Raw genomic sequence first — 21,113 nt, forward strand, 5'->3', positions numbered from 1 at the left:
TCACCATGGACTCGCGCAGGAACGGCATGTGTTGCTGCTCGGGATCATCGGCGACCTTCCGCCATCATCCACGCGTCGCGACTGAAGCCGCTGCTGCACGTGCGTGGCTGAGCCGATCCACGTCCCGGAGTGCAGAGCCCGCACACTCTCCAACGCGGCGCGGACACAGGCCAGCGCCGCGGCGTCATGCGCCGACGATTCAGTCGTCGAGCTTGGTCAGCAGGTAGTTCGGCTCGCCGATGCGCTCGATCAGGTCGAGCTGGGTTTCCAGCCAGTCGATGTGCTCTTCTTCCGATTCCAGGATGTCGGCCAACAATTGGCGGCTGACGTAGTCCTGGATCGACTCGGCGTAGGCAATGCCGTCGCGCAGGGTGACGGTGCCTTCGCGCTCCAGCGCCAGGTCGCACTCGAGGATTTCCTTGGGGTTCTCGCCGATGCGCAGCTTGCCCAGCGCCTGGAAGTTGGGAAGCCCCTCGAGGAACAGGATGCGGTCCGCCAGCTTGTCGGCGTGCTTCATCTCGTCGATGGATTCCTTATACTCGTGCTCGGCCAGTTCCTTCAGGCCCCAGTTCTTCAGCATCTTGGCGTGCAGGAAGTACTGGTTGATCGCGGTCAGCTCGTTGTAGAGGACCTTGTTGAGGAACTCGATGACTTTGCTGTCGCCCTTCATGATGTCGCTCGCGTAAATCCGGAAAGCGCAGACTCTAGCGAATCGCGCCGCGACGTGAAGGAACGCGAATCGTGATCATCCCGCGCCGCAGCGCGGCGGATGGTCTCAGGCGGCGCGGGCCAGGCCGCCCAGCACCGGCAACGGCAGTTCGCGGCTCAGCGCGCGCTCCAGCACCTCGCCGGCCATGTCCAGGCAGGAGCCGCAGGTGGCACCGCAGCCCGTGCGCATGGTCAGTTCGGACACGCTGCGGCAGCCGGCTTCGGCGGCTTCGCGGATCTGGCGATCGGTGACCCCATTGCAGATGCAGACGTACACGGCAGGCTTGGCGGCGGACGGCGCGGACTGCGCCTGCCGCCATTCAAACCAAAGTGAGAATGGCTGTCAATTCCGCCCGTTAATCGTTATTAATTCGGGCCGCCCAGGGCCCGCCGCGCTTGCGCGGACGCTTGCGCGGGCGCTCGTGGCCGGCGGTATTGCCCGGTAGCCAGGCCTCCTGGGCCAGGGTCGGCATGGCGCGGATGCCGGCGCCGGCGATGGTCTGCGCCAGCGGCGCCAGGTGGCGCAGCGCCCGCGCGTAAACCCCGCGCTTGAACAGCACCACGTGCTCCACCGGGTACCAGAAATCGACCCAGCGCCAGTGGTCGAACTCCGGCGTCTCGGTCAGTTCCAGGTTCAGCTGGCTCTCGTCGCACTGCATCCGCAGCAGGAACCACACCTGCTTCTGGCCGATGCAGACCTGGCGTTCGTTGCGGCGGATGGCCCGGCTGGGCAGGCGATAGCGCAGCCAACCGGGGGTGGCGCCGAGCACTTCCACATGCTCGGGCAACAGCCCGGTTTCTTCGCGCAACTCGCGGTACATGGCCTCCACCGGGGTCTCGTCGGTGTTCATGCCGCCCTGCGGGAACTGCCAGCCGTCCCGGCGCACACGGCGTGCCCAGAACACCTGACCATCCGGCCGCATCAGCACGATGCCTACGTTCGGTCGATAGCCGTCCGGATCGATCACGATGCGGACTCCTGAAAAATCTACTGGCTCCGACTCTGCCATGGCTGCGGCCGGGCCACAAGCAGCGCAGAAACCCGTTGACAGCCGGCCGCTTCTCCATAAGAATTGGCGGTTCACCAGGGCTATGTAGCTCAGCCGGTTAGAGCACAGCACTCATAATGCTGGGGTCGGTGGTTCGAGTCCACCCATAGCCACCATGGTGTGTACGCCCAAGGCGTGCGATACTTGCAGTCCACATTGCCCCGTCGCCAAGCGGTAAGGCACCTGACTCTGACTCAGGCATTCGGTGGTTCGAATCCATCCGGGGCAGCCAAACACACAAAAAAGGCCGATCGTAAGATCGGCCTTTTTTGTGTGTTTGGCTGCGGGTTCGCGCAGGCGCGCAGCGCCTGCGCCCCACACCTTGCTGCGCAAGGTGCGGGCCCCGGCCTTCCGCCTCCACATCCCCGCGCCTGTCGGCGCGCCCCTTGGACTCCAAGGGGGCTACTCCACCAGATGGAATTCGATCCACCGAAGCGGGCGCTGACGAGAGAACGAACTCATTCGACCCATGCCGACGGGACGCACGCGCCCCTGACCCTGCAGACATGCGACTCCGCAGGCATGAGCCTCTTGCGGCGACACCGGGTCTTCGGGCCAGACGGGCAATCACCCGAATGCCATGCGCAAATCCAGCGCGCCAAACCGGCGACGGCACACACGTGCCTCCAGCCCAAGCCCGCGGACCCAGAACGACAAAAGCCCGGCCGAAGCCGGGCTTTTGCGTGGTCCCAGCAGGCTCCCGAAGGAGCCCACGCCAGGCGCGATGAATCAGCGCTTGGAGAACTGGGTGGCGCGGCGGGCCTTGTGCAGACCGACCTTCTTACGCTCGACTTCGCGGGCGTCGCGGGTCATGAAGCCGGCCTTGCGCAGCTCGCTCTTCAGGGTTTCGTCGTACTCGACCAGCGCACGGGCGATGCCCAGGCGGATCGCACCGGCTTGGCCGGTGGTGCCGCCGCCGGTGGCGGTGACGACGATGTCGAAGCTCTCGGTGTTCTTGGTCAGCTCCAGCGGCTGGCGCACGATCATGCGCGCGGTCTCGCGGCCAAAGAACTCGTCCAGCGGACGGCCGTTGACGGAGATGTTGCCGGTGCCCTTGCGCAGGAACACGCGGGCAGTGGAGGACTTGCGGCGGCCAGTGCCGTAGTTTTGCGAAATCGCCATGATTAGATATCCAGAACCTGCGGCTGCTGAGCGGCGTGCGGATGCTCCGCACCGGAATAGACCTTGAGCTTGCGGTACATCGCGCGGCCCAGCGGGCCCTTGGGCAGCATGCCCTTGACCGCGATTTCGATCACGCGCTCCGGGTGGCGCTCCAGCGCCTGCTCCAGGCTCTCGGTCTTCAGGTTGCCGATGTAGCCGGTGAAGCGGTGGTACTTCTTGTCCTTGAGCTTGTTGCCGGTGACGACGATCTTCTCGGCGTTGATCACCACCAGGTAATCGCCGGTATCGACGTGCGGGGTGTAGACCGGCTTGTGCTTGCCGCGCAGGCGGCGGGCCAGTTCGGTGGAAAGCCGGCCCAGCGTTTTGCCGGCGGCGTCGACGAGATACCAGTCGCGCTGGACGGTCTCGGACTTAGCAGTGAAGGTGCTCATTATAAGACTCGGTTGGTCGGGCGGATTCCTGCAGCGAACGGCCGGAACTTTGCCACGCGTTGTGAATTGCAAAAACGCAAGAGGCGAAATTCTACGTGGCCCGGCCGCGGCGCGCAAGTCCACCCCTGACCGGCGGCCGCGGGTCCGGCGGCACGCTTGGCAGTGCGCCGGCCGGGGGCCAAAATCGAGGGCCCCACCGCTTCGGGCTTTCCCCATGATCGCCAGCCGCCAGCATTCCCCGCTCGATCGCGCCCTGGTCGAGGCCCAGCGCGCGCTGGAGACCGTGTTCGGCGATCCGCCGGCGCAGCGCCCCTACCCCGCCGCGGCCACCGCCGACGTGGTGCTGGCGCCGGACGAGCGCCGCCACGCCGCCGGCCTGATGCGCATCAACCACGTCGGCGAGGTCTGCGCCCAGGGCCTGTACTTCGGCCAGGCCGCGGTCGCGCGCGATCCGGCTACCCGCGCGCACCTGCTGGAGGCGGCGCAGGAGGAGACCGACCACCTGGCCTGGTGCGCGGCGCGGCTGCGCGAGCTCGACAGCCGCCCCAGCCTGTTCAATCCGCTGTGGTACGCCGGCAGCTACGCGATCGGCACCCTGGCCGGGCTGCGCGGCGATGGCTGGAACCTGGGCTTCGTGGTCGAGACCGAGCGCCAGGTCGAGGCGCACCTGGACGAACATCTGCAGACCCTGCCGCCGGCCGACCTGCGCAGCCGCGACATACTGAACGTGATGAAGGCCGACGAGGCCCGCCACGCCGAGCACGCCGAACAGGCCGGCGCACGGCGCCTGCCGCCGCCGATCCCCACGGTCATGGCCGCCGCCTCGCGACTGATGAAGGCCGTCGCCTATCGGCTGTAGCCGCCCGCCGGTCGGGCTGGCGCCACCCCTGCTGGCATTACCGGCTCGATCGCGTTAAAGTGAACGAAAGCTGACTGATTCCACGTCGGCGCCCGCCGTTCGAGCCGTGGTACGTCCCTCGTGCCGTCCGCTCTCCGAAGTACCCGCGCCGAGTCACGCACGCGTGCGCTCCGCCTGCCGATCGCCATGCCCGCATCTTCGCTCCATCTACCGTCGCCCCGCACCCGCTGGTTGTCGCGCCTGCTGTTCGCGAGCCTGTTCGCGCTCGGCGGCGGCGCCCTGCTGCATCACCTGCTCGGCGACTATCGCCAGGCCAGCGCGATCCTGCGCGACCACTCGGTCGCCACCGTGCCGGTGATCGCCGACGGCGCCTTCGGCATGCAGACCCAGCCGCTGGTGCGCTACCGCTTCCATTACGTGTTCGAGAGCAAGGGCCGCCTGCACAGCGGCGCCTTCGAAGCCAGCGGCGCCGAAGCCGCGCCGCTGCTGCTGGACGGCGCCACCGTCGAGATCGCCTACGCCAATGCCGATCCCTCGCGCTTCGGGCGCCTGGACCAGCTGCAGCACGCCGGCAATCTCGGCAGCGTGTTCACCCGCGCGATGATCGCGCTGTCGATCGCCGCGCTGCTGGCGGTGGTCGCGCACCGGATGCTGATCGGCCGGGTCCTGACCCGGCGCCGCATCGCCGCCTGAGTCCCGCGCTCGCGCGCCGCGCTCAGTGGCCGACGAGCTTCAGGCCGATCACCCCGACCACGATCAGGCCGATGCAGGCCAGCCGCGCCGGCGAGGCGCTGTCGCCGAACAGGACCACGCCGAGCACGGCCGTGCCCAGCGCCCCGATGCCGGTCCAGATCGCATAGGCGGTGCCGAGCGGGATGTGCTTGAGCGCCTGGGTCAGCAGCCACAGGCTGAGGCCGGCACCGGCCAGGGTCGCCACGGTCGGCCAGGGCCGGGTGAAGCCTTCGCTGTACTTGAGGCCGAGGGCGAAGCCGATCTCGAACAGGCCGGCGAGCAACAGGTAGATCCAGGGCATTGTCTTTCTCCGTAGACAAATCCAAATGAAAACGGCCCGATGTCTGCACATCGGGCCGCCGTCGGCAGGGGTCGCAGCGCAGGCTGCGGGCGGGCCGTCCCGCCAATGTCGCGGTCGCTTACTCGGACAGGTTGCGCCCGTGGAACAGCTCCTCGATCTCGCGCTTGAGCAGCGCCTCGATGCGCATGCGCTCCTTGAACGAGAGGTTCTTGGCCTTTTCCTCGAACAGGTACTGGTCCAGGTCGAAGTCCTTCAGGTGCATCTTGGTATGGAAGATGTTCTCCTGATAGACGTTGACGTCGAACATCTCGTAGCGCGACTTGACGTTCTTGGCCAGGAAGTTCTGGATCGAGTTGATCTTGTGGTCGATGTAGTGCTTCTTGCCCTTCACGTCGCGGGTGAAGCCGCGCACGCGGTAGTCCATGATCACGATGTCCGATTCCAGGCTCTCGATCAGGTAATTGAGGGCCTTCAGCGGCGAAATCACGCCGCAGGTGGCGACGTCGATGTCGGCGCGGAACGTGGCGATACCGTGCTGCGGATGGGTTTCCGGGTAGGTATGGACGGTGATGTGGCTCTTGTCCATGTGCGCGACCACGGCGTCGGAAATGATCTCCTTGCCCGCCGCCTTCTTGTCGATGACCGGCTCTTCGGAGATCAGGATCGTCACCGAAGCGCCCTGCGGATCGTAGTCCTGGCGCGCGATGTTGAGGATGTTGGCGCCGATGATCTCGGCCACATCGGTGAGGATCTGGGTCAGGCGATCGGCGTCGTACTGCTCGTCGATGTACTCGATGTAGCGCTGGCGCTCCTCTTCGGAAATCGCGTAGCAGACGTCGTAGATGTTGAAGCTCAACGCCTTGGTGAGGTTGTTGAAACCTTGCAGCCTCAGGCGAGGCAACGGCTTGACCACGGCGTGGATCCTCTGGAAGTGGGGGGAAAGACACTCAATTATGAGCCAAATGGCCCGGCTGCGAAACGTGGCGTCCGTCTCTTGTTTGCCGCCGCGAACGCGTCCCGTTAAGCTTCAGGAATTACGCAGTAGCGAAGCCGCCATGAGCCCCGGAAACACATCGACTGCAGCACCTGTGCGCATCGCTCCAAGTCCTCTGACGTTGGACACCGCCACCATTGACCGCTTCCTGGCCCACAGCCACCGTCGCCGCTATCCGGCGCGGACGGACGTGTTCAGGCCAGGTGATCCGGCCGGCACCCTCTACTACGTCGTCAGCGGCTCGGTCAGCATCATCGCCGAGGAAGATGACGACCGCGAGTTGGTGCTGGGCTACTTCGGCAGCGGCGAGTTCGTCGGCGAGATGGGCCTGTTCATCGAATCCGACCAGCGCGAGGTGATCCTGCGCACCCGCACGCCCTGCGAACTGGCCGAGATCAGCTACGAGCGCCTGCACCAGCTGTTCCTGGGCTCGCTGTCGTCCGATGCGCCGCGGGTGCTGTACGCGATCGGCGTGCAGCTGTCCAAGCGCCTGCTGGACACCTCGCGCAAGGCCAGCCGCCTGGCGTTCCTGGACGTGACCGACCGTATCGTGCGCACCCTGCACGACCTGGCCCAGGAGCCGGAGGCGATGAGCCACCCACAGGGCATGCAGTTGCGCGTGTCGCGGCAGGAGCTGGCGCGGCTGGTCGGCTGCTCGCGCGAGATGGCCGGCCGGGTGCTGAAGAAGCTGCAGGTCGACGGCATCCTGCATGCCCGCGGCAAGACCGTGGTGCTGTACGGCGCGCGCTGACCGCCATGGGTCGCTAGGCCCGGCGCGATGCTGCTGAGCGAGACCTTCTACTGGTTCGTGCTGGTCGGCCTGGCCGCGCAACTGGTGGACGGCGCGCTGGGCATGGCCTTCGGCCTGGTCTCCTCCTCGGTGCTGCTGAGCCTGGGCCTGCCGCCGGCGGTGGTCAGCGCCAGCGTGCACAGCGCCGAGGTCTTCACTACCGGCGCCTCCGGGCTGTCGCATCTGGCCCTAGGCAACGTCGACAAGCGCCTGTTCCTGCGCCTGGCGCTGCCCGGCATGGTCGGCGGCATCGCCGGCGCCTATGTGCTGACGCAGCTGCCGGGCGAGCTGATCCGCCCCTTCGTCTATCTGTACCTGCTCGCCCTGGCGGTGCTGATCCTGCTGCGCGCGGCCGGCCGTGCGCTGCCGCGCCGCGAGGTGCAGCGGGTGCCGCTGCTGGGCTTCGTCGCCGGCCTGCTGGACGCCAGCGGCGGCGGCGGCTGGGGACCGGTGGCGACCTCGACCCTGCTCGCCCGCGGCGGCCAGGCCCGCACCACCATCGGCACGGTCAACGCCGCCGAGTTCCTGGTGACGCTGTCGATCTCGCTGACCTTCCTGCTGACGATGGGCCTGCAGCACCTGGACATCGTGCTCGGCCTGCTGGTCGGCGGCATGCTCGCCGCGCCGCTGGCGGCGCTGTTGGTCAAGCGCGTGCGCGAGCGCTGGGTGCTGGTGGCGGTCGGCCTGCTGGTGCTGGGCATCAGCCTGTATCAGGTGGGCGGGGCGCTGTATCGCTGGCTGGGCTGACGCCCGGGAGTCGGGATTGGGGATTCGCAGGAGCGGCTTCGGCGGCACCTGACGCGGCGCTGGCCACGCATCAGGCGGTCAGGCCGCGTTCGCTTTTCCCTGGGCGGGCCGCGCGATGATCGCGGCCGGGATGCCGCCGCCGATGGCTGTGCGTCTCACCACTCCCCTGCCCCGCGAGACCGCCATGCGTGCCATCCCGTTGCTCCTGGCCCTGTTGTGTCTGGCGCTGCCGGCGCCGCGCGCGCAGGCCGACGGCGCCTTCGCCCGGCTCGGGCGCGGGGTCAACATCCTCGGCTACGACCCGCTGTGGAACGACCCGGCGAAGGCGCGCTTCCGTCCGCCGCTGTACCGCGCGATCCGCGACGGCGGCTTCCGCACGGTCCGGGTCAACCTGCAGGCCTTCGCGCACATGGACGCCGCCAACCGGCTCGACCCGACCTGGCTGAAGACACTGGACACGGTGGTCGACCAGGCCACCGCCGCGGGCCTGAACGTGATCCTGGACGAACACGACTTCCACCCCTGCGCCGCCGATGCGGCGGTGTGCCGGACCAAGCTGCTGGCGTTCTGGAGCCAGGTCGCCACGCGCTACCGCCACGCACCGGCGTCGGTGCTGTTCGAGATCCTCAACGAGCCCAATGGCCAGATGACCAGCGCGGCGTGGAACGACCTGCTGCGCGATGCGCTGCAGATCATCCGCCGCGACAACCCGACCCGCACGGTGGTGGTGGGCCCGGCCAGCAGCAATTCCTTCACCGCGCTCGACAGCCTGCGCCTGCCCGACGACGATGCGCACCTGCTGGTCACCGTGCACTACTACAACCCGTTCCGCTTCACTCACCAGGGTGCGCCGTGGGCGCCTGCGGACATCCGCGACCACACCGGCGTGGCCTGGGGCAGCGCGGCCGACCGGACCAAGCTGTACGGCGAGTTCGACCGCATCGCGGCCTGGGCCACGGCGCACCATCGGCAGGTACTGCTGGGCGAGTTCGGCGCCTACGAGCAGGCGCCGCCGGCCGATCGCCTGGCCTGGACGGTGGCTGTGGTCAACGCTGCGGAGAAGCGCCATTTCGCCTGGGCCTACTGGGAGTTCGAAGGCAGCTTCGGCGCCTACGACATCGACCGTGGCCAGTGGGTCGCGCCGCTGCACCATGCCTTGGTGGGCAGCGACAGCGCTTACGCCAGGTCCGGCGGCTGATCGCCGCAGCGAGTGCACGCAGGGCCATGCGGACGACGTTGGCCGTGACGAGCGCTGCGCGGTCGCGGCGCCCGACGGCAGCCGCGGTCAGCGGCCGGCGCCCTCGCCACCGCGGTCGCGGCAACCCCAGTTGAGGATCGGCGTGCCGGACGGCAGCAGCCGGCGGAACACCGCCACCGCACTGTGCTTGGGATTGACCACCACCGGCGTGGCCGCGGCCTGCAGCAGCGGCAGATCGGCGGTGCTGTCGGAATAGGCCATGGCGATCTCGCCGTAGCCCAGCTCGCGCAGCATGCGCATCTTTTCCTCGTTGTGGCAGTGGCGCGTGGCGGTGACCGCGCCCAGGCGCGGGCCGATCAGGCTGCCGACCACCGGCACGTCCTGGTGCGCGACGAAGCCGAGGATGGCGCGGGCGAGTTCCGGCGGCGCGCCGGTGGCGACCACAACCCGATCGCCGGCGGCCCGGTGCCGGGCGAACACCTCCAGCGCCTGCGGCAGCAGCCGCTGGCGGATCTGCGCCTGATGCTGCAGCACGTACTGGTCGATGATGCGATTGAACTCGCGGGCGCGGCGCAGGCCGAAACTGGCGATCCAGACGTAGCCGGAGATGCCGGTGCGCCGGGTCGGCAGCATCGCCACCAGCGGTCCCAGCAACGGCGTGGCCAGCACCGCGGCGGCCAGGCGCAGCGGATTGCGCTTGATCAGCCAGGCGAACAGGTGGCTGCCGGAGTCGCCGTCGTACAGGGTGTGGTCGAAATCGAACACCACCAGCGGCGCATCGGCGCGCGGCAACGGGTACGGACTCGGCGCCTGCCCGCTCATGCCGCGAAGAACAGCTGCCGCAGCGCCTCGCCCGGCTCCTCGGCGCGCATGAACGCCTCGCCGACCAGGAACGCGTGCACGCCGGCGCCGCGCATCAGCGCCACGTCGTCGGGGCCAAGGATGCCGCTTTCGGTGACCAGCAGGCGGTCGCGCGGCACTGCGTCCTGCATCGACAAGGTGGTCTGCAGCGACACCTCGAAGGTGCGCAGGTTGCGGTTGTTGATGCCGATCAGCGGCGCCGGCACCTGCAACGCGCGCTCCAGTTCGTCGATGTCGTGCACTTCCACCAGCACGTCCATGCCCAGTTGCAGCGCCAGCGACGACAGCTCGGCCAGTTGCAGGTCGTCCAGCGCGGCCACGATCAGCAGGATGCAGTCGGCGCCGAGCGTGCGCGCCTCGTACACCTGGTACGGATCGATGGTGAAGTCCTTGCGCAGCACCGGCAGCGTGCAGGCGTCGCGCGCCTGCTGCAGATAGCGGTCGTGGCCCTGGAAGAAGTCCTCGTCGGTCAGCACCGACAGGCAGGCGGCGCCGCCGAATTCGTAGCTGACCGCGATGTCGGCCGGATGGAAGTCCGGCCGGATCACGCCCTTGGATGGGCTGGCCTTCTTGACCTCGGCGATCACCGCCGGGTCGCCGTTGGCGATGGCGGCCTGCAGCGCGCGGGCGAACCCGCGGGTGGGCGGCATGGCCTCGGCGCGGGCGACCAGCTCGGCCAGCGGCACGCGCGCGCGGCGCGCGGCGATCTCGTCGGCCTTGCGCGCGAGGATGGTGCGGAGAATGTCGCTGCTCATGCGGTGGGGATCCTGGGGGATGGCCGGATTATCGGCGATGCGGGGTGTCGGGGGTGAGAACCGGGATCGGGCGCTGGCGCAGGCGCTCAGTCCAGCCCGGCGAGGCCGCGCGTGCAGGCCACGTACGCCTCCAGCTTGGCCCGCGCGCGCCCATCGGCGATGGCCGCGCGCGCCAGGGCGATGCCGGCGCCGATGTCGTCGGCCAGGCCGGCCACGTACAGCGCCGCGCCGGCATTGAAGGCGACGATGTCCAGGGCCGGGCCCGGCACGTTGTCGAGCACGGCGCGCAGCATCGCCATCGATTCGGCGGCGTCGGCGACCTTGAGGTTGCGGCTGGCCGACATGGCGATGCCGAAATCCTCCGGATGCACCTCGTACTCGCGGACCTGGCCGTCGCGCAGCTCGCCGACCAGGGTGCCGGCGCCGAGCGAGAGCTCGTCCATGTCGTCGCGGCCCCACACCACCAGCGCGCGCTCGGCGCCCAGTTCCTGCAGCACGCGCGCCTGGATGCCGACCAGGTCGGGGTGGAACACGCCCATCAGGATGTTCGGCGCGCCGGCCGGGTTGGTCAGCGGGCCGAGGATGTTGAAGATGGTGCGCACGCCCATCTCGCGCCGCACCGGCGCCACCACCTTCATCGCCGGATGGTGCACGGGCGCGAACATGAAGCCGATGCCGGTGGCCGCCAACGCCTGCGCCACCTGCTCGGGCTGCAGTTCGATCGCCGCGCCCAGCGCCTCCAGCGCATCGGCGCTGCCGGACTTGGAGGAGACGCTGCGGTTGCCGTGCTTGGCGACCTTGGCGCCGGCTGCGGCGGCCACGAACATCGCGCAGGTGGAGATGTTGAAGGTGTGCGAGCCGTCGCCGCCGGTGCCGACGATGTCGACCATGTGGGTGCGGTCGGCGACCGGTACGGTGCGCGAGAACTCGCGCATCACCACCGCCGCGCCGGCGATCTCGCCGACCGTCTCCTTCTTGACCCGCAAGCCGGTGAGGATGGCCGCGGTCATCATCGGCGACACCTCCCCGCGCATGATCTGCCGCATCAGCCCGACCATCTCGTCGTGGAAGATCTCGCGGTGCTCGATGGTGCGCTGCAGGGCTTGCTGGGGGGTGATGGTCATGGCGAAGACGGTCGGTTAGGCGTGTAAGGAAGGAGGCAGCGCGGGTCAGCGCGCCTGCGTCGGCCGCGGCATGCGCAGGCGCCCTTGCGCCAGCACCTCGAAGTAGTCGGCCGGGCCGCCGGCGCGCAGCAGGGTGGCGACCGCGGCCGGGTCGTAGATGCCGTCCTGCAGGGCGTGCTCGGCGATGTGCACGCCGACCACCTCGCCGAGCACCAGCCAGGTCTGGATCGGCTCGCCGCGCGCGCTCTGCAGCGGCAGCAGCTGGCTGAGCCGGCACTCGAAGCTCACCGGGCTGGCCGCCACCCGCGGCGCGCCGATCAGGCGCGACGGCGCGGCGGTCAGGCCAGCCAGGGCGAACTCGTCGACCTCCGGCGCCACAGCGGCGGAACTGGCGTTCATCGCCTCGGCCAGCGGCCGCGTGGCCAGGTTCCAGGTGAACTCGCCCGTGGCCTCGATGTTGCGCACGCTGTCCTTCCAGCCGATGCTGGCGAAGCCGACGATCGGCGGGACGTAGTTGAAGGCGTTGAAGAAGCTGTAGGGCGCCAGGTTGGCGACGCCATCGGCGCCGCGCGAGCCGATCCAGCCGATCGGCCGCGGCCCGACGATGGCGTTGAACGGATCGTGCGGCAGGCCGTGGCCGTGGGCCGGTTCGTAGAAGTGGAAGGCGTCGGTGCGATCGTGCATCGGCAGGCTCCGGCAGTGACGGAAGGCGGGTGGCGCCGTCGCGGCGCGCTCAGCGCTCCAGGAAGTTCTTCAGCAAGGCGTGGCCGTGCTCGGTGAGGATGGACTCGGGGTGGAACTGCACACCCTCGACCGGGAACTGGCGATGGCGCAGACCCATGATCTCCTCCACCGTGCCGTCGTCGTGTTCGGTCCAGGCGGTCACTTCCAGGCAGTCGGGCAGCGTGGTCTTCTCCACCACCAGCGAGTGGTAGCGGGTGGCCTCGTAGCGGTCCGGCAGGCCGGCGAACACGCCGCGGCCTTCGTGGCGGATGCGCGAGGTCTTGCCGTGCATGATGGTGCCGGCGCGCACCACCTGCCCGCCGTAGACCTGGCCGATGCTCTGGTGGCCCAGGCACACACCCAGGATCGGCGTGCGCTGCCCCAGCCGCTCGATCAGCTGCAGCGACACCCCCGCCTCGTTCGGCGTGCACGGCCCCGGCGAGATGACGATGCGCTCGGGCGCCAGGCGCTCGATCTCGTCCACGCTGAGCGCGTCGTTGCGCACCACCTTGACCTCGGCACCGAGCGCCTGCAGGTACTGCACGAGGTTGTAGGTAAAGCTGTCGTAGTTATCCAGCATCAGCAGCATGGCGAAGGACTCATTGCGCGATCAGGAAGACCGCATAGACGTTTTCGGAAAGGGTGAGGGTGCCGGCTTCGAGGGATTCGGCCAACGGCGCCGCGGCCGCGCGGTTGCCCGTCACCTGGATGGCGTCCAAGCTGTATCCGTAGCCGTCACCAACCTGGCTTCGGCCTCCTTGCCAGGTGCCTGCCTGAATTCCATAGGCGAAGTTGGGGGCGACCGTGGAAATCGTGTACAGCCCACCCAGCGCTACCCCGTAAGCGCGTGCCAGTTCTTGCGCCGAGACGCGCGTCTGCTCAACTGCCTGGCGCTTGAGTTCGGCGCGCACCTCCGCTTCCTTGCTGTAGGCGGGAGTGATCGCAGAGACCTGCAGAGACTGGCTGGTCTTCAACCCGGCCAGGAACTGGCGCACATCGTCGAGTGTGGAAAAGTCGGCGGACAAGGTGCGTTGCACCTTGGTTCCCTTGAACACCTGGCGGTCGTTCTCGTAGCGCCGTTCCGGCGCGATCGACAAGGTGGACGCCTGTACGCTGTTGCTCAGGGCATGGTGTTGCTTGAAGGCGGCTAGGACACTGGTCGCATCCTCCTGTACCCGCGCACGCGCCGCTTCTGGCGCGACATCGACGGCTTCCAACGTCAATTTGATGTTGAACCGATCAGGAATCACCTCGCGCTCGGCCTCACCCTTCACCAACAAGTGCGGCTGCGACGGCAGGCTGTTGACCTGCGCGCTGGCGACGGCCGGCAAGGCCAGCACCGCGGCAAGGGCCCAGGCACCAAACGTGCGAATGTTCATCTTCCTCTCCCTGGCGGAATGTCAGCCGGCCGCACGCTGCGTGCCGGACCGGGTCAGCGCAGCGAAATCCGCGATCAACGTATCGACCGCCGCGTCCTGCGTGGCCCACGAGGTCACGAAGCGGATCACCCAGCGACCGTCGCCCAGCCGTTGCCAGCGCTCGAAGTCGTAGCGCTGCGCCAGCAGGTCGACCGCGGCGGCCGGCAGGATCACGAACAGCTGATTGGTCGGCGAGTCCGAGGCGAACTGCGCGCCGGCCGCGGCGAGCCCGTCGCGCAGCCGTGCGGCCATGCGGTTGGCGTGCGTGGCCAGTTCGTAGAACAGGCCGTCCTCGAACAGCGCGGCGAACTGGGTGCCCAGCACCATGCCCTTGGCCAGCAGCGCGCCGCGCTGCTTGAGCAGGTAGCGGAAATCCGCTTTCAAGGCCGGGTCGAGGATCACCAGCGCCTCACCGAGCAAGGCACCGTTCTTGGTGCCGCCGATGTAGAACGCATCGGTCAGCGCGGCGATGTCGGCCATGCGTAGATCGTTGCCCTCGGCGGTGAGCGCGCTGCCGATGCGCGCGCCGTCCAGGAACAACAGCAGGCCGTGCGCGTCGCAGAACGCGCGCAGCGCCTGCAGTTCGTGCTTGCGGTACAGCGTGCCGACCTCGGTGGTGTTGGACACGTAGACCAGCCGCGGCTGCACCAGGTGCTCGTTGCCGTGCTCGGCCAGCAGCGGCGCGATCCGCTCCGGCGTGAGCCGGCCGTCGGCCGCGTCCACGGTGAGCACCTTGTGCCCGGTGGCCTCGATCGCGCCGGTCTCGTGGGTGGCGATATGGCCGCAGGCCGCAGCGATCACCGCCTGGTGCGGACGCAGGAACGCGGCGATCGCGGTGAGGTTGGTCTGGGTGCCGCCGACCAGCAGGTGCACGTCGGCGTCGGCGCAGCCGATCTCGGCACGGATCAGCTCGGCGGCGCGCGCGCTGTGCCGGTCCAACCCATAGCCGGCATTCTGCTCGGCGCTGGCCGCAGCCAGGGCGGCGAGCAGGCGCGGATGCGCGCCTTCGCTGTAGTCGTTGCGGAAGCCGATCCGCGGCGCGGCGGCGCTCACAGCCCCTTCGCCGCTTCGGCGACCGCGCGGAACAGCGCGCGGCCCTTGTTCATCGTCTCGTCCCATTCGGTCTGCGGGTCGGAGTCGTAGACGATGCCGGCGCCGGCCTGCACATGCAGGCGGCCGTGCTTGATCACCGCGGTGCGGATGGCGATGGCGGTATCGGCGTCGCCGTGCCAGCCGAGGTAGCCGATGCTGCCGGCGTAGACGTTGCGCTTGATCGGCTCCAGCTCGCGGATGACTTCCAGCGCGCGGATCTTCGGCGCGCCGCTGACGGTGCCGGCGGGGAAGGTGGCGCGCAGCACGTCGGCGTAGCTGAGCCCGGGCAGCAGGGTCCCGGTGACCTCGCTGACGATGTGCATGACGTGGCTGTAGCGCTCGATCACGAAGCGCTCGCCGACGGCGACGCTGCCGGCCTGCGAGACCCGGCCGGCATCGTTGCGGCCCAGGTCGATCAGCATCAGGTGTTCGGCGCGTTCCTTCGGATCGGCGAGCAACTCCGCTTCCAGCGCCTGGTCCTCTTCCGGGGTCTTGCCGCGCGGCCGGGTGCCGGCGATCGGACGCACGGTGACCTGGCCGTTCTCCAGCCGCACCAGGATCTCCGGCGAAGAGCCGACCACCTGGGTGTCGCCGACGTCGAGGAAATACATGTACGGCGACGGATTCAGCGCACGCAGCGCGCGGTACACGTCCACTGGGCGTGCGGTGAACGGCACGCTCAGGCGCTGGCTCAGCACCACCTGGAAGATGTCGCCGGCGCGGATGTAGTCCTTGGATTTCTCCACCGCGGCGATGAAGCCCTCGCGGGTGAAGCCGGAGACGAAGTCGCTCTCGTCCAGCACGTCGCGCGCCAGCGGCGCGGGGTAGCCGGCGCCGGGCTGGCGCAGCGTGGTGGTGAGCGCATCGAGGCGCGCCTGCGCGCGCTCCCAGGCGTCGGCCTCGGCCGGGTCGGCATGCACGATCAGGTACAGGCGGCCCTTGAGGTTGTCGAAGACCGCCACTTCCTCGGACAGCATCAGCAGGATGTCCGGGGTATCGAGCTCGTCGCGTGCGACACCACCGGCCAACCGCGGCTCGATATAGCCGATGCATTCGAAGCCGAACCAGCCGACCAGGCCGCCGGTGAAGCCGGGCACGCCTGCGAGCTTGGGCACGACATGCTGCGCGCGCAGCGCCTCCACTTCGGCAAAGGGATCGGCGACCTCGCGGCGCTCGATCAGCTCGCCATGGTCGCGCACGTCCAGGGTATGGCCGCGGAAGGTGTACACGCGGCGCACCGGCAGGCCGATGATCGAGTAGCGACCGAAGCGTTCGCCGCCTTCGACCGATTCGAACAGATAGGTGTGCGGGGCGTCGGCGAGCTTGAGATAGACCGACAGCGGCGTGTCCAGGTCGGACAGCACTTCGCGGACGACGGGGATGCGGGTGTGACCTTCAGCGGCGTAGCGCTGGAACTGCTCGCGGGTAATCAAGACGGCTTTCCTTCCGGGACTCGGTGACAGGGCGGACGACGGCTGCAGGCCACCATCGCCACGCACGGCGAGCGGAAGTGAAGGAACGCGGGGTCGTCAGGCTGGACACGGCGGCTACTTTACCGCAACTGCGGCGACTGGCAACGGTTGCAGACGCCACCAATCGATCGCGGCGCGGAGGTGGTCGGTGAGGATGTCGCGTCGGGACTGAAGTCCCTCCCACAGGGGATCCATTGCCTGGGTACATCTCCGTAGGAGCGGCCTCAGCCGCGACGGGCGTTACCGGGAATGCCGGTCGCGGCTGAAGCCGCTCCTACGAGAGCAACACGCGAGCGACACGATCGCAGGTGGAAGGCGTGCGCTGCGGGGTTCGCTAGCGCCCGCGCGCCTGCAGCAGCGGCGACGCCGGCGGCAGGTGCATGCGCAGGCGGCCGGGCACGCAGTCGATGCGGAAATGGCGCGAGGTTTCCGGTTCGCCATCCAGGTTCAGGGTCAGCGGTTGCGCCGCTTCGATCCGCAGCCACGGCAGGCGCGCGCGCACCGCCACCCGCTCCAGCGCGGCCTGTTTGCCGGACGTGACCAGGGTGCCCAGGGTCGCGGCGACTTCGCCGGTCAGTTCCGGCACCAGGGTCAGGTCGAGCAGGCCATCGTCGAGCAGCGCGTCCGGGCACAGCACCTGGCCGCCACCGGCCTGGCGGCCGTTGCCCAGGCCGAGCGCGATGAAATCGCCTTCCCAGGAAAACTCCGGCCCCTCGAAACGGGCCCGGATCGGATCGATCCGGCCCAGCCGGCTCATGCCCGTGACCAGGTAGGCCAGCCCGCCCAGCATCTTCTTCAGGCCTTCGTCGGTCTCCACCGTGACCTGGGTACCGAAGCCGCCACTGGCGACATTGGCGCACCAGTGCGGGCCATGCTCGGCCTCGATGCGCAGCAGATCGATCGGCTGCGCCGTGGTGCGGGCGATCAGTTCCAGCGCCTCCAGCGGCGGCAACGGGATGCCGGTGGCCGTGGCGAAATCGTTGGCCGTGCCCAGGGCCACCAGGCCCAGGGCCGGCAATGCCGCGGCCGGCTCCTGGCGATGCGCCAGCGCGCTGGCAACTTCGCTCAGGGTGCCGTCGCCACCGGCGGCGACGATGCAGGCGGCGCCATCGGCCACCGCCTCGGCCACGTAGCGCTCGGCATCGCCCTGCTCCCAGGTGACCCGCACCTGCAGCGCCACGCCGCGTGCACGCATGTCCATGACCGCCTCGCGCAGCGTCTCGTCGCCGGCCGACTTGCCGTTGAGGATCAAACGCCAGTGCGCTGCAGCCATGCCAACCATCCCGGGGTGAGGCGCCCACGCTAACGGGCGCGGCATGGGCGATGCGTGAATCCCGGCGCGGCCGTTGTCATACGCACGTCACCGTGCGTCCGGAACATGGAAGGCCATAGCAAGGAAGACGGATGGAGGCAGGATCAGCCTCCGATTTATCTCCCAGGGGCCGCACCGGCGACGGTGCGGTTCTTTTCTTTTGGCCGCCCGGCGCCGCTCAACCGGCGGCGAACCTGGCCAGCGCCTCGCCCTGCAGCCGGTAGACGGTCCACTCGTCCTGCGCGCGGGCGCCGACCGCTTCGTAGAAATCGATCGCCGGCTGGTTCCAGTCCAGCACCGACCATTCGAAGCGGCCGCAGCCCTCGGCCACCGCCTGCCGCGCCAGATGCTGCAGCAGCGCCTTGCCGGCGCCGACGCCGCGGTGCGCCGGGTCCACGTACAGGTCTTCCAGGTACAGGCCGTTGCGGCCCAGCCAGGTGGAGTAGTTGTAGAAGTACACGGCGTAGCCGATCGGCTGGCCGTCGGCCTCGCAGATCAGTGCCTGCGCGCGGGCGTCGGCGCCGAACAGGCTGGCGCGCAGGCCGGCCTCGTCGGTCTGCACCGCGTCCTCGGCGCGCTCGTAGCGCGCCAGGTCGCGGATCAGGCGCAGGATCAGCGCCGCATCGTCGGCCACCGCCGGGCGGATGTGCAGCACCGCCATCTCAGCGCCCCGCCACCGCGGCGCGCATCTGCTTGATCACCTCGGCGTAGTCCGGTGCGTTGAAGATGGCCGAGCCGGCGACGAAGGTGTCGGCGCCGGCGGCGGCGATCGCGGCGATGTTGTCCGGCTTGACGCCGCCATCGATCTCCAGCCGGATCGGCTTGCCGCTGGCGTCGATGCGGGCGCGGATCGCGCGCAGCTTGTCCAGCGCCGAGGGAATGAAGGCCTGGCCGCCGAAGCCCGGGTTGACCGACATCACCAGCACCAGGTCCAGGTCGTCCAGCACCCAGTCGAGGATGTCCACCGGGGTGGCCGGGTTGAGCACCAGGCCGGCCTTGCAGCCGTGCGACTTGATCAGCTGGATGCTGCGGTGCACGTGGCGGCTGGCCTCGGGGTGGAAGCTGATGATGCTGGCGCCGGCCTCGGCGAAATCCGGGATCAGCCGGTCCACCGGTTCCACCATCAGGTGCACGTCGATCGGCGCGGTGACGCCGTGCTTGCGCAACGCATGGCAGACCATCGGGCCGATGGTCAGGTTCGGCACGTAATGGTTGTCCATCACGTCGAAATGGATCCAGTCGGCGCCGGCACGCAGCACGGTATCCACTTCCTCGCCGAGGCGGGCGAAATCGGCGGACAGGATGGACGGGGAGATGATGCAGTCGGACATGGCGGGGTCTCAGCGCTTGCGCAGGGTGCGGATACGGTCGTAGGCGGTGTTGAGCTGGCTGGCCTTCTTCTCGGCGCGGGCACGCAACTCGGGGCTGGCGCTGGCGACCTTGTCGGGGTGGTACTGGGACATCAGCCGGCGGTAGGCCAGTTCGATCTCGGCGTCGGTGGCGTCACGGGTCAGGCCCAGCTCCCGGTACGGATCCTCGCGCTGGGACAGCTTGAACCAGTCAGCGTCGAAGGCATGCCCGATCAGCAGCCCGATCAGCGCGCCCAGCACCGGCGTGGGCCGCAGCAGCAGGGCCCCGGCGATGGCGCCGAGCAGTTTTCCGTACCAGGGCATGGGGCAAGGGCGGGCGCGGCGTCAGGGCCGTCCATTTTACGGCACAGCGGGGCATTCCGGCCGTACACTACGCGGCCCGCCGTCCGCCGCGGGCCCGCCGGGTCCCGGGACGGTCGCCATTGCGAAGTCCGTAGGAGTGCCTGTGTCCACCACGCTGTTGCAATCCGATCTGCCCGGCCTGCCCTTGCGCCACCGCGGCAAAGTCCGCGACGTGTTCGATCTCCCCCGCGAGCGCCTGCCGGCCGACGCGCCGCCCGGCGACTACCTGCTGATGGTGGCCACCGACCGCCTCTCCGCCTTCGACGTGGTGCTGCCGGACCCGATCCCCGGCAAGGGCGAGATGCTGTGCCAGGTCTCCAACTTCTGGTTCAAGAAGACCGAACACCTCATGCCCAACCACCTCACCGGCATCGACGTGGCCGCAGTGCTGCCCGAGGGCGTGGACACCGCGCTGTACGCCAAGCGCGCAGTGGTGACCCGCAAGCTCAAGCCGGTGCCGGTGGAAGCCATCGCCCGCGGCTACCTGATCGGCAGCGGCTGGAAGGACTACCAGCGCACCGGCAAGGTCAGCGGCATCGAGCTGCCCGACGGCCTGCGCCAGGCCGAGAAGCTGGCCGAACCGATCTTCACCCCGTCGACCAAGGCCGCCGTCGGCGACCACGACGAGAACATCGACTTCGACGCCATGGTCAAGACCGTGGGCGCCGAACTGGCCGAGCGCGTGCGCGACGCCACCCTGCGCATCTACCGCTTCGCCGCTGACTTCGCCGCCGAGCGCGGCATCCTGCTGGCCGACACCAAGTTCGAGTTCGGCACCGACGCCGACGGCCGCCTGTACATCATGGACGAGATGCTGACCCCGGACTCCTCGCGCTACTGGCCAGCCGACCAATACGAGGTCGGAACCAGCCCGCCGAGCTACGACAAGCAGTTCGTGCGCGACTACCTGGAGACGCTGGACTGGGGCAAGACCGCGCCCGGCCCGCGCCTGCCGCAGGACGTGATCGACCGCACCCGCGCCAAGTATGCCGAGGCGCTGCAGCGGCTGGCGGGGATTTCGATCGACTGAGTGGGGGCTGACATGCGCCGGTGTGCCGGCGCGCAAGGGTGGTCGCTGAAGCGGCCACCTTGCTGCCCCGCTGCTATCCCCCCTGCTTCACCGCCCGATAATCCTGGCCAACTAGACTCGGCACGCGCGCGAGCGCTCGTGCGTCCGACCTGATCAGGAGGATCCGTTGGCTACTGCACGCCCCATTCTGACTTCACTGACCCTGGCAGCCGCCCTGGTCGCCTGCAAGGCGCACTCTGCCGGCTCCGCCCCTGCAACGACGCCAGCGGCTCCGTCGGCCCCTGCAGCCGCGGCCGCCCCACGCTGCCAGGATGCCGAGTTCGATACCTTCCTCAAGCGCTTCAGCGCCGATATCGCGGTCCAGGAAAAGGCCACTGCCGATCCATTGACGATGATCCACATCGATCCGGACGCGCAGCCGGAGCCGGCGCCAGTCACCCGCAACGTGCCGCTGGCCGAAGTCGAATGGCCGGTGATCCCGAACCTGGACGCGGCCCGCAGGGGCGGGCGCGAGGTCGTGGTGACGCAGAACGGCGAGGGTCGGCAGGTTATGGTCCGCACCCCCGATACCGGCGACCAGCAGGTCTACCAGTTCGCGCAGAAGCCGTGCTGGACACTGGTGAAAGTGGACGATCAGACCCTGTAACCAACGCGCGCTGGCCGCACGGCACGGGCGTTTCTTC

Annotated in this window: 26 protein-coding genes and 2 tRNA genes; 9 read left to right on the top strand and 19 right to left on the bottom strand. The window is 68.9% G+C overall.

Annotated features, from left to right (window positions below):
• Positions 1-199: 199 nt before the first annotated feature.
• From bfr to M3U25_RS17000, 3 genes are all read right to left on the bottom strand, one after another.
• Complete coding sequence (gene bfr, locus M3U25_RS16990) at positions 200-670, bottom strand: bacterioferritin (RefSeq protein WP_160946133.1); 471 nt, start codon at positions 668-670, stop codon at positions 200-202.
• Between the two features lie 105 nt (positions 671-775).
• The gene (locus tag M3U25_RS16995) at positions 776-985 is read right to left on the bottom strand and encodes a (2Fe-2S)-binding protein (protein WP_160946132.1); all 210 of its coding nucleotides are present in this window, start codon (positions 983-985) and stop codon (positions 776-778) included.
• A gap of 79 nt (positions 986-1,064) precedes the next feature.
• Complete coding sequence (locus M3U25_RS17000; RefSeq protein WP_010341422.1) at positions 1,065-1,676, bottom strand: RNA pyrophosphohydrolase; 612 nt, start codon at positions 1,674-1,676, stop codon at positions 1,065-1,067.
• A gap of 120 nt (positions 1,677-1,796) precedes the next feature.
• Between M3U25_RS17000 and M3U25_RS17005 the strand changes: the two genes are divergently transcribed.
• Together M3U25_RS17005 and M3U25_RS17010 are read left to right on the top strand one after the other, a co-directional pair.
• A tRNA-Met gene (locus M3U25_RS17005) sits at positions 1,797-1,873 on the top strand.
• Between the two features lie 41 nt (positions 1,874-1,914).
• A tRNA-Gln gene (locus tag M3U25_RS17010) sits at positions 1,915-1,989 on the top strand.
• A 497-nt stretch (positions 1,990-2,486) separates the two neighbouring features.
• Here the strand turns inward: M3U25_RS17010 and rpsI are convergent.
• Positions 2,487-2,879: a 30S ribosomal protein S9 gene (gene rpsI, locus M3U25_RS17015; protein ID WP_019797755.1), complete on the bottom strand. Its 393-nt coding sequence runs from the start codon at positions 2,877-2,879 to the stop codon at positions 2,487-2,489.
• 2 nt (positions 2,880-2,881) lie between these two features.
• Positions 2,882-3,310: a 50S ribosomal protein L13 gene (gene rplM, locus M3U25_RS17020; RefSeq protein WP_010341420.1), complete on the bottom strand. Its 429-nt coding sequence runs from the start codon at positions 3,308-3,310 to the stop codon at positions 2,882-2,884.
• A gap of 214 nt (positions 3,311-3,524) precedes the next feature.
• Between rplM and coq7 the strand changes: the two genes are divergently transcribed.
• Both coq7 and M3U25_RS17030 read left to right on the top strand, forming a co-directional pair.
• Positions 3,525-4,169 carry a 2-polyprenyl-3-methyl-6-methoxy-1,4-benzoquinone monooxygenase gene (gene coq7, locus M3U25_RS17025; protein WP_160946130.1) on the top strand — a complete coding sequence of 215 codons (645 nt, stop codon included), beginning with the start codon at positions 3,525-3,527 and terminating at the stop codon, positions 4,167-4,169.
• A 186-nt stretch (positions 4,170-4,355) separates the two neighbouring features.
• On the top strand, positions 4,356-4,862 hold the full coding sequence (locus tag M3U25_RS17030; RefSeq protein WP_237473071.1) for a hypothetical protein: 507 nt from the start codon (positions 4,356-4,358) through the stop codon (positions 4,860-4,862).
• Between the two features lie 22 nt (positions 4,863-4,884).
• Here the strand turns inward: M3U25_RS17030 and M3U25_RS17035 are convergent, their stop codons facing one another.
• Positions 4,885-5,202 carry a multidrug efflux SMR transporter gene (locus M3U25_RS17035; protein WP_160946129.1) on the bottom strand — a complete coding sequence of 106 codons (318 nt, stop codon included), beginning with the start codon at positions 5,200-5,202 and terminating at the stop codon, positions 4,885-4,887.
• A 118-nt stretch (positions 5,203-5,320) separates the two neighbouring features.
• A complete protein-coding gene (speD, locus tag M3U25_RS17040; RefSeq protein ID WP_017910332.1) occupies positions 5,321-6,115 on the bottom strand; it encodes an adenosylmethionine decarboxylase in 795 nt (264 codons plus the stop codon).
• 142 nt (positions 6,116-6,257) lie between these two features.
• On the opposite strand from speD, the gene crp reads away from it, so the two are divergent.
• The 3 genes from crp to M3U25_RS17055 all read left to right on the top strand — a co-directional run bounded on the left by crp (position 6,258) and on the right by M3U25_RS17055 (position 8,931).
• On the top strand, positions 6,258-6,947 hold the full coding sequence (gene crp / locus M3U25_RS17045; protein WP_010341415.1) for a cAMP-activated global transcriptional regulator CRP: 690 nt from the start codon (positions 6,258-6,260) through the stop codon (positions 6,945-6,947).
• 27 nt (positions 6,948-6,974) lie between these two features.
• The gene (locus tag M3U25_RS17050) at positions 6,975-7,733 is read left to right on the top strand and encodes a sulfite exporter TauE/SafE family protein (RefSeq protein ID WP_160946128.1); all 759 of its coding nucleotides are present in this window, start codon (positions 6,975-6,977) and stop codon (positions 7,731-7,733) included.
• A gap of 142 nt (positions 7,734-7,875) precedes the next feature.
• Positions 7,876-8,931, top strand: coding sequence for a glycoside hydrolase family 5 protein (locus M3U25_RS17055; RefSeq protein WP_355502653.1), 1,056 nt, complete (start codon positions 7,876-7,878; stop codon positions 8,929-8,931).
• Between the two features lie 87 nt (positions 8,932-9,018).
• On the opposite strand, the gene M3U25_RS17060 is transcribed toward M3U25_RS17055, so the two are convergent.
• The 12 genes from M3U25_RS17060 to M3U25_RS17115 form a co-directional block, all read right to left on the bottom strand.
• Positions 9,019-9,753, bottom strand: coding sequence for a haloacid dehalogenase-like hydrolase (locus M3U25_RS17060; RefSeq protein WP_160946126.1), 735 nt, complete (start codon positions 9,751-9,753; stop codon positions 9,019-9,021).
• Positions 9,750-10,547 carry an indole-3-glycerol phosphate synthase TrpC gene (gene trpC / locus M3U25_RS17065; protein ID WP_242160198.1) on the bottom strand — a complete coding sequence of 266 codons (798 nt, stop codon included), beginning with the start codon at positions 10,545-10,547 and terminating at the stop codon, positions 9,750-9,752. Before trpC ends, M3U25_RS17060 begins: the two co-directional genes overlap by 4 nt.
• Before the next feature lie 86 nt (positions 10,548-10,633).
• Positions 10,634-11,671, bottom strand: coding sequence for an anthranilate phosphoribosyltransferase (gene trpD / locus M3U25_RS17070; protein ID WP_242160197.1), 1,038 nt, complete (start codon positions 11,669-11,671; stop codon positions 10,634-10,636).
• A gap of 45 nt (positions 11,672-11,716) precedes the next feature.
• A complete protein-coding gene (locus tag M3U25_RS17075; RefSeq protein ID WP_355502647.1) occupies positions 11,717-12,355 on the bottom strand; it encodes a flavin reductase family protein in 639 nt (212 codons plus the stop codon).
• Between the two features lie 49 nt (positions 12,356-12,404).
• Entirely contained in the window at positions 12,405-12,983 is a 579-nt protein-coding gene (locus M3U25_RS17080; RefSeq protein ID WP_017913955.1) for an aminodeoxychorismate/anthranilate synthase component II, read from the bottom strand.
• Between the two features lie 10 nt (positions 12,984-12,993).
• Positions 12,994-13,773 carry an SIMPL domain-containing protein gene (locus tag M3U25_RS17085; RefSeq protein ID WP_242160195.1) on the bottom strand — a complete coding sequence of 260 codons (780 nt, stop codon included), beginning with the start codon at positions 13,771-13,773 and terminating at the stop codon, positions 12,994-12,996.
• Positions 13,774-13,794: 21 nt separating this feature from the next.
• The gene (locus tag M3U25_RS17090) at positions 13,795-14,865 is read right to left on the bottom strand and encodes an aminotransferase class I/II-fold pyridoxal phosphate-dependent enzyme (protein WP_355502643.1); all 1,071 of its coding nucleotides are present in this window, start codon (positions 14,863-14,865) and stop codon (positions 13,795-13,797) included.
• Positions 14,862-16,337 carry an anthranilate synthase component I gene (gene trpE, locus M3U25_RS17095; RefSeq protein WP_242084719.1) on the bottom strand — a complete coding sequence of 492 codons (1,476 nt, stop codon included), beginning with the start codon at positions 16,335-16,337 and terminating at the stop codon, positions 14,862-14,864. Before trpE ends, M3U25_RS17090 begins: the two co-directional genes overlap by 4 nt.
• A 373-nt stretch (positions 16,338-16,710) precedes the next feature.
• The gene (gene yegS / locus M3U25_RS17100) at positions 16,711-17,649 is read right to left on the bottom strand and encodes a lipid kinase YegS (protein ID WP_355502639.1); all 939 of its coding nucleotides are present in this window, start codon (positions 17,647-17,649) and stop codon (positions 16,711-16,713) included.
• 217 nt (positions 17,650-17,866) lie between these two features.
• A complete protein-coding gene (locus tag M3U25_RS17105; protein ID WP_242084721.1) occupies positions 17,867-18,349 on the bottom strand; it encodes a GNAT family N-acetyltransferase in 483 nt (160 codons plus the stop codon).
• A gap of 1 nt (position 18,350) precedes the next feature.
• Positions 18,351-19,019, bottom strand: coding sequence for a ribulose-phosphate 3-epimerase (gene rpe / locus M3U25_RS17110; RefSeq protein ID WP_242160192.1), 669 nt, complete (start codon positions 19,017-19,019; stop codon positions 18,351-18,353).
• Positions 19,020-19,028: 9 nt separating this feature from the next.
• Positions 19,029-19,361, bottom strand: coding sequence for a DnaJ domain-containing protein (locus M3U25_RS17115; protein WP_010341396.1), 333 nt, complete (start codon positions 19,359-19,361; stop codon positions 19,029-19,031).
• Between the two features lie 142 nt (positions 19,362-19,503).
• Here M3U25_RS17115 and M3U25_RS17120 point away from each other — a divergent pair, with 142 nt between their 5' ends.
• On the top strand, positions 19,504-20,430 hold the full coding sequence (locus M3U25_RS17120; protein WP_242160191.1) for a phosphoribosylaminoimidazolesuccinocarboxamide synthase: 927 nt from the start codon (positions 19,504-19,506) through the stop codon (positions 20,428-20,430).
• Between the two features lie 166 nt (positions 20,431-20,596).
• Positions 20,597-21,076 carry a hypothetical protein gene (locus M3U25_RS17125; protein WP_355502635.1) on the top strand — a complete coding sequence of 160 codons (480 nt, stop codon included), beginning with the start codon at positions 20,597-20,599 and terminating at the stop codon, positions 21,074-21,076.
• Positions 21,077-21,113 lie beyond the last annotated feature (37 nt).

Origin of the sequence: Xanthomonas sp. PPL134 (assembly GCF_040595915.1) — a bacterium.
GTDB classification, from domain to species: domain Bacteria; phylum Pseudomonadota; class Gammaproteobacteria; order Xanthomonadales; family Xanthomonadaceae; genus Xanthomonas_A; species Xanthomonas_A indica.